This window comes from Paraburkholderia sp. SSBN10T, assembly GCF_056619545.1.
The window spans coordinates 1-282 of the sequence record NZ_JBWQQI010000084.1 but is presented as its reverse complement, the minus strand read 5'-3'; the positions used below and the strand labels follow the sequence as shown (position 1 = coordinate 282).

At 63.5% G+C, this 282-nt stretch carries 1 protein-coding gene; it reads left to right on the top strand.

Going from position 1 to position 282, the window contains the following annotated elements:
* The coding region (locus tag AC1ECK_RS36725; RefSeq protein WP_480328210.1) for a calcium-binding protein at window positions 1-282 on the top strand (282 nt) is incomplete at both ends.

The window sequence follows — 282 nt, the reverse complement described above, 5'->3', positions numbered from 1 at the left end:
GACGGCAAGGGTGGCAGCGACTATGAGGTAGGTGGCGGCGGGGGCGACACGTTCGTCTTTAACGCAGGGTATGGGCATCTGGAGATCAACGAGCAGGATTTTTCGGGCAACCCGCACAACGTACTGGAACTGGGTACGGGGATCAGCGAGTCGTCGGTGACGGTGGAGGGAGCAGGCAGCGGCGCGCTGGTGCTCACCGACGGCGTGAGCGGCGACCAGATCACGCTGGATGGCATGCTGAACAACAGCGTCAACGGCGTGCAGCAGGTGCAGTTCGCCGAC